Genomic DNA, 6701 nt, shown 5'->3' with positions numbered 1-6701 from the left:
TTGCCATTGAGAGTCCGTTAGTGCTTGAAACGATTCGTTCATGATCTTGGAGCTTGGTAACTACAAGATAAGACGGACTCTCATTTTTAGACTATCCAAAACATACTCTAAAATGAAAATCAGGATTAGTGGGTCGCTACCAGGCTCGGATAAACGGCTTGCGTATCGGATTTTCCAATGGTCGACACCGACACGATAAGTGTCGCTACGGCTTCTTTGGAGGTTTCATCGATCATAACGACCCAGTCCGTTGCCGTAACATGGTGCGTTTTATGGCCAATGGGGTTATGAACAACGGGGTCAGTGGCTTCTTTCCGGGCTACGGTAATGTTGATCGCATCACCTGTTTTGAACGTAGGCACGAAGCTAAAATAACCATCCGCTACGATCACGCCCTGGTCTCCGGTGGCGCTCGGCTCGTAAAAAATCACTTTAAGGTTTTCAGATGACTGGCTCATACGTTATAAAACGGGATTGGTTTGATGAGTACCTAACCGGTGACAGTGGTCAAATGTTACTGCGTACCCATCCGGCCCTGGGCTAAGCAGGCATTTGTGCCGGTTATTGGGGGCTCGGGTCTGGTTTTGGAATGTTTTAACTTTATCTTTCAGTATACCAAGAGACTGGCCACGTGCCTGGTTTGTAGGGGTTTAATCGGAACAATACCAACAGGTGAAACGTCTATACGTCATGAGCTTTTTTGTAAGTATGACTCGACGACAACATTTTAGTATCATTCTGATTCTGGGGACTCTCTCTACCGTGAGTCCCTTCGCTATAGATATGTATTTGCCGGGTTTCCCGGCTATTGCCAGCGATCTGAACACGTCTATTTCGCAGGTTCAGTTATCATTGACCGTGTATTTTATTGGCATTTCGGTTGGACAACTGCTCTACGGCCCCCTGCTGGATCGGTTTGGGCGGAAGAAGCCGTTGTATGTAGGGCTGATAATTTACGGCCTGGCATCGGTGGGCTGTGCCATGACCAGTTCGATCGAGACCCTGATCCTGATGCGGCTTCTACAGGCACTGGGAGGGTGTGTGGGGCTGGTTGCTGCGCAGGCGCTGGTTCGTGATCTGTTCCCGATAAAAGACATTGCCAGGGTGTTTTCGCTGCTAACGCTGGTGGTGGCTATTTCTCCCATGATTGCACCCACTATTGGGGGGTATGCAACGGTAGCCTTAGGCTGGCATTCGATTTTTATTATCCTGGCCATTATCACGGCCCTGATGCTGGTGGCTATTTACTACCTCCTGCCCAATGGCCGACTGCCGGACCCATCGATCTCGTTACGGCCTCAGGCAGTACTGGGTAGTTTTTTTACCGTGTTGAGAGAGCCCCAATTCCTGACATATGCGCTGGCCGGGGGTATCGCTACGGCTGCTCCCTTTGCCTACATTGCGGGTTCGCCGGATGTGTTCATGAACATATACCGGGTAAGTGAACAGGAGTACGGCTGGATTTTTGCCATTCTGGCTATTGCTATTCTGGCACCCAACCAGTTGAATCACCTGCTCCTGAAGCGCTTCTCTAGCGAACAGATAGTGTATACAACCTTGATTTACCAGTCGGTTGTGGGCGCGTTTCTGGTAATGGGGACCTGGGCGGGCTGGTATGGTCAGTATGGTCTTATTGCCATGCTATTTCTGTTCCTGTGCGGGCAGGGGCTGACGGGCCCAAATTCATCAGCCCTTTCGCTGGCTCCTTTTGAAAAGCACGGTGGCAGCGCTGCGGCTCTGATGGGTAGTCTGCGAATGGGGTTCGGCGCGCTGGTATCGGGAGCGGTTAGTGTACTGCACAACAACACCGCCGTTCCGATGGTGGGTATCATGCTGATCTGCGCCCTCAGCGGGCTGGTTATCCTGCTGTTCGGCCAACGGGCGATCCACCCGGCCGGACAACTAGAAGAAGTCAGGGAGTAAAGCAGTCGGTTACGTTAATATAGGCGGTAAGGCCTTTTAAGCGAACAGGGTGTATGGAAAAGCCAGGATTGACGTCCTGGCTTTTCCATACACCCTGTTCGCTTAGTACCTTGTCAAATAACAGAAATACTCGTCTGGACGTCTACTTCGCTGTGGTCTTGAGCAAGCTTTTCCGCACTTTATCGGCTGCAGCCAGATCGGTCAGGGTAATGTTCATGCGCTGCCGCATCGTCGGCGATGTAGTCAGTATTTCAGTTGCCATCTGGATGAGCAAAGCCGCCGTAGCGGGACCATTTGCTTTCCGGCGATGGCTATGGGTAGTAACGGCTGGCAGCGTACCAGAAGGCAGTGTATTGGCGATGTACGTTGATTCCATGTAGGTTTTTGTCGGCTGTTTACGTTCATAATAAGAACAAAAAAATCAGCTATTTCATCTCTCAACACGCTCTTTTTTAGGGCTTAACTGCGCCTTTTGATGTTTTTCTGTCACACGGTTATCGATGCCGGGCAATGGGATTATGAACCACTAAAGAGAATTATATAGAGTTGTCTAGTTTGTACTTGTACTATATATAGCAAATGTGTAATATAGTGGGTGAGTTTTGAAGCAACTCAATTGAACAACAACTACTAATGGACACAACAACAGCAATCAGCCCCCAGGCCCTGGTCCGGTTTATGCTTTATACCGATGCGGATCGTCAGTCGGCGCAACGGATAGGAGCCGCCATCTGGATGGATTTCGATACCCTGTTCGGACCAGCTTACGCCTGTGGTACAGAACATGAATTGATTTTTCCTGAGATCGATAATGCCATGCACCGATATGTGGTGGCTATGCCGCCTTATGGCCGGAAAATTCCTCATCCCAATGGCAGCGACCGGCAGGTACTGCTGGTAACGCTATATCTGGCCCGACTTGAGCGGTATTCCCTGTTTCCGGATATAACCAGCGACAACCTTACCGTCTCGATGTTCCCGCAGTAGGGTAGGCATGGCCTACCATTTGACGGAAATGTGTACGAACAGGTCCGCCCGTTTAATTGATCAATGTCTAATTACAGGCATTAGACAAGCGAACAGGCGGACCTGTTCGTATTCCCTTACTGCGTTAATCCCGTAGCCAGATCTTGTGGGTAAGGATTTCCCGGATTGCCAAACAAAAGGCTTTTTCCGGACGATATTCAGTTCATTGAGACGTACAGCGTTTACCGCAAAATCCACACGAAGCATGATATTTTCGTTGTGAATGAGAAAATATCAAAGATTGAACAGAAATTGCCACATAATCAATTTAAAAGGATACATAAACCATATGTTATTAATATCGCTTGTTTTGCCCGGCTTGAGTCGCAGGCTAGTTACCTTGATAAAGCCAGGTTGGGTATTGGCGTTACTTTTAAAGACCATGTTCAGTTCATTATCAAGTAATTAGCTATTGATTTATAAGGAGATCGAAGCGTCTAAGCTGGACTGACAGCAGGTCGGCTTAGGGTGGAGATCAAGCTACTGTATCCCACCGACACTCTTCATGAAACAATTACTGCTTTTAGCTGCTTTGCTGCTCTCGGCGGGCTACACACAGGTTGGACAACGACAAGGGGCAAAGACCCCGTACGATACCGCGCAGCTTAAGCGAACGTATGCACTGGCCCATCAGTATATATACAGCTATAAACCAGATAGTGGGTATATCTACCTTCAAAAGACGTTCGAGATAGCCCGGCAGCTTCAGCAGGCTTCGTATGAATTAAAATGTTATCTGGCCTTAGCTTATTATTACAAACGCAAAGCGCAGCTAAAAAAGAGTATAGAAGTCTATCAGAAAACCCTTCAACTAGCGAAGCAACAGGGAGATACATCTATCATGGCCAGTGCCTGGCAGGGGATAGCCATGATCTACACCGATCAGGGTAAATACAGGTTGGCTACCGATGCTGGTCTGCGCTGCCTGCGCCTGGCCGAACTGGCTCACGATACGATCAAGCAAAGCAGAGCGCTGATCATGATTATCCTGACGCACCAGCAACTGGGAAAAAGGAAACTGGCGCGGGAGTATACGCTTCACAACCTATCGTTGGTGAAACAAATGGCCCAAAGCGCAGATCCCTATAAACTCCAACAGCTGAGTCTGGCCTACAGCACGCTGGCCAATCAGGAAGGGATCGATGGACGCCATGCCGCTGCGTTGGCCAATTACAAAAAAGCGTTGCTCGTTGCCCGAAAAACAAACGATGCCAGTCAGGTGCTTGACCAACTGGATGCAATCAGTACGTATCTGTTCGAGTGTAAGCAGTATGACTCTGGTATGGTGTATCTGAAGGAGTTGATCGAACTTTCACAGCGGGAGCATATGGAGGCTTCTTATACGGTGTCCCACTTGACCATGCTCGCTTTAGTGCAGAAGCATAGCCAGAAAGTTGACCCCGTTACCATCGCCCGACTGGGAATTATGCTGTTCAACGATTCTACCCGTCAGGCCGTGAAGCCGGAATACCTGGCAAGTATTAAAATTTTAGTTGATCTGGAGCAGGAGGCAGGCCTTTACAAAGAAGCGTATCATCACTTAAAGTGGGTAAAAGCAATTGAAGATAGCCTGATAAGTCGTAATGGAATTGAAGTGGCAACGATGTTGGAAGCAAACTACCATTTGAGTAAAAAAGAACAAGTAATCCGACAACAGCAAGTCAATATTGCCAAAAGTCGCCAAGAAGCCCGGGATCAGGAATTGCGACAAACGATACTAAGTCTGTTTTTAGTCTTTACGACTAGCTTTCTGGTCATCATTTTGGTTAGCTATTGGCACACTAACAAAATACGAAAAAAGCTGGTGGCACACAAAGAAGAGATTCAGCGTCAGGCTACCCAACTTGCTGAACAGAACAGGCTCCAGACTAACCTGCTGAAGGTGCTTGGTCATGATCTGCGGGGTCCGGTCATCAGCCTAAAGAGTGAGTTGGCTGTGGTGGGAGAACAAGCCCTAACACATGGTGGACAGGCGCTCTCGTTCAGGCGAATGCAGTCAGTTGTCGATCAATTGTACTGTACATTGGATAATCTGCTGCACTGGTCGATGCTGAAACAAAAAAAGCGCAAAGGGTTTGTTCAGCCTATAGATTTGAGTGATATCGTCAATGATGTGATTGCGTTGTATGGAAGCAGTGCTTTCCTGAAAAAGGTCCGGATCGAGCTGAATATGGAGCCGGTCGTTGTACTGGCTGATGAAAGTTTTGCCTGCGTTGTTCTTCGGAATATTCTTCAGAACGCCATAAAGTATGCTCCAGCCGGAAGTGCTGTCGAGGTAAGTGTACGTTCGGGCCGGGGGCAACGGATGGTCGCGATTCGGGACCACGGCCAGGGTATGGCTTCCATCCCAGTCTTTGACGAGTCTGAAAAAATGACTAGCTGCCCGGGAACAGAGGGAGAGAAAGGGACAGGCTTAGGACTGGTTTTATGCTATGAATTGATGCAGTTGAATGATGGCTATTTATCCATCGAGAGTACACCAGACGCCGGTACAGTTATTTATTTAAGCTGGCCAGAGATAAATGAAATCGCTGCCGATCAGAATCTGTTGGTGGTGTAGCGTACGATTACAAGCCCGCAGCTTACAGGTTGAGTCGTAACTGGCCATCGGCGGGGGCGTCGGCCGCCTGTAAACCGGACATCGATACGCCCAACAACCGAACGCCTTTAGCCAGCGGCAGAAGGGAGTTGAGTAGTTCGAGTATGATCCGCTCAAGAAGAGCCCGGTCTGCAACCGGGCTCACAACTGTACGGCTACGGGTGATCTGCTGGAAATCGGCATATTTTACTTTTAACGTGACCGTGCGTCCGCTTACACCCGTGCGTTGGTAGTAAGACCAGACATCATCAATCAACGGTTGTAGACCGGCAGTTAACGCCAGATATTCTGTTAAATCCTGTTCAAAGGTGTTTTCCGACCCCACTGACTTTCTAACCCGGTTGGCGGTTACGGGTCGCTCATCGACCCCGCGGGCTATGGAATAATAATGCTGGCCAACCTTACCAAAATGTCTGCATAAGAAGGCTTCACTCTGCTGCCTCAAATCCAGACCCGTAAAAATTCCTAACTGATTCATACGGGCAGCCGTTACCTGGCCAATCCCATGAAATTGACCAACCGCCAGTGTCTCTACGAAAGCCAGGCCCTGGTGGGGTCTGATAACGAAAAGACCGTCGGGCTTTCGGTAGTCGGAAGCAAGCTTGGCCAGGAATTTATTGTAAGAGACCCCGGCTGAGGCTGTTAAGCCTGTCTCTTCTTTTATCCTTTCTTTGATGGTTTGGGCCAGCTGCGTTGCCGTTTGCCCTTCAGCTACGGAAGCCGTTACATCAAGATAGGCTTCATCTAACGACAGGGGTTCGATCAGATCGGTATAGGCTGCGAAAACGGCTCGTATTTGATTGGACACCGTTTTGTAAACATCGAAACGAGGCTTAACAAAGAGCAGATCAGGACATTTGCGAATAGCTACCGACGAGGCCATAGCTGACCGAACACCAAATTGACGGGCTTCGTAGCTGGCCGCTGCCACTACCCCCCGTTGCCGCGAGCCACCTACGGCAACGGGCTGGCCCCGCAAATCAGGATTGTCGCGTTGTTCGACGGAGGCATAGAAGGCATCCATATCGACATGAATGATTTTTCGTTGCGGCAGTAGATCCATACAAAAAGGAAGGAGTAATGTAGATGCAATATACTATAGTAAAAATATAGGATAGTGTTCCCGGCTTTTTAATAGATAGAGGAGATTTGC

At 48.9% G+C, this 6701-nt stretch carries 7 protein-coding genes; 4 read left to right on the top strand and 3 right to left on the bottom strand.

Going from position 1 to position 6701, the window contains the following annotated elements; all coding sequences use genetic code 11:
- Positions 1–125: 125 nt before the first annotated feature.
- Positions 126–458 carry a hypothetical protein gene (locus FH603_RS12065; protein WP_186737766.1) on the bottom strand — a complete coding sequence of 111 codons (333 nt, stop codon included), beginning with the start codon at positions 456–458 and terminating at the stop codon, positions 126–128.
- Positions 459–708: 250 nt separating this feature from the next.
- On the opposite strand from FH603_RS12065, the gene FH603_RS12060 reads away from it, so the two are divergent.
- Complete coding sequence (locus tag FH603_RS12060; RefSeq protein WP_186737765.1) at positions 709–1923, top strand: multidrug effflux MFS transporter; 1215 nt, start codon at positions 709–711, stop codon at positions 1921–1923.
- A 142-nt stretch (positions 1924–2065) separates the two neighbouring features.
- On the opposite strand, the gene FH603_RS12055 is transcribed toward FH603_RS12060, so the two are convergent.
- Positions 2066–2299 (bottom strand): hypothetical protein, encoded by a 234-nt coding sequence (locus FH603_RS12055; protein ID WP_186737764.1) that lies wholly within the window; start codon positions 2297–2299, stop codon positions 2066–2068.
- Between the two features lie 257 nt (positions 2300–2556).
- On the opposite strand from FH603_RS12055, the gene FH603_RS12050 reads away from it, so the two are divergent.
- From FH603_RS12050 to FH603_RS12040, 3 genes are all read left to right on the top strand, one after another.
- Positions 2557–2910 (top strand): hypothetical protein, encoded by a 354-nt coding sequence (locus FH603_RS12050; RefSeq protein ID WP_186737763.1) that lies wholly within the window; start codon positions 2557–2559, stop codon positions 2908–2910.
- Between the two features lie 165 nt (positions 2911–3075).
- A complete protein-coding gene (locus FH603_RS29245) occupies positions 3076–3354 on the top strand; it encodes a LytTR family DNA-binding domain-containing protein (protein WP_186737762.1) in 279 nt (92 codons plus the stop codon).
- Positions 3355–3454: 100 nt separating this feature from the next.
- Positions 3455–5509, top strand: coding sequence for an ATP-binding protein (locus FH603_RS12040; RefSeq protein ID WP_186737761.1), 2055 nt, complete (start codon positions 3455–3457; stop codon positions 5507–5509).
- Positions 5510–5531: 22 nt separating this feature from the next.
- On the opposite strand, the gene dinB is transcribed toward FH603_RS12040, so the two are convergent.
- Positions 5532–6611 (bottom strand): DNA polymerase IV, encoded by a 1080-nt coding sequence (gene dinB, locus FH603_RS12035; protein WP_186737760.1) that lies wholly within the window; start codon positions 6609–6611, stop codon positions 5532–5534.
- Between the last annotated feature and the right edge of the window lie 90 nt (positions 6612–6701).

The organism is Spirosoma utsteinense (assembly GCF_014282275.1).
Taxonomy (GTDB): Bacteria; Bacteroidota; Bacteroidia; order Cytophagales; family Spirosomataceae; genus Spirosoma; species Spirosoma utsteinense.
Note: the sequence above shows the minus strand (reverse complement) of the source record. Positions and strands in the feature narration are given on the sequence as shown.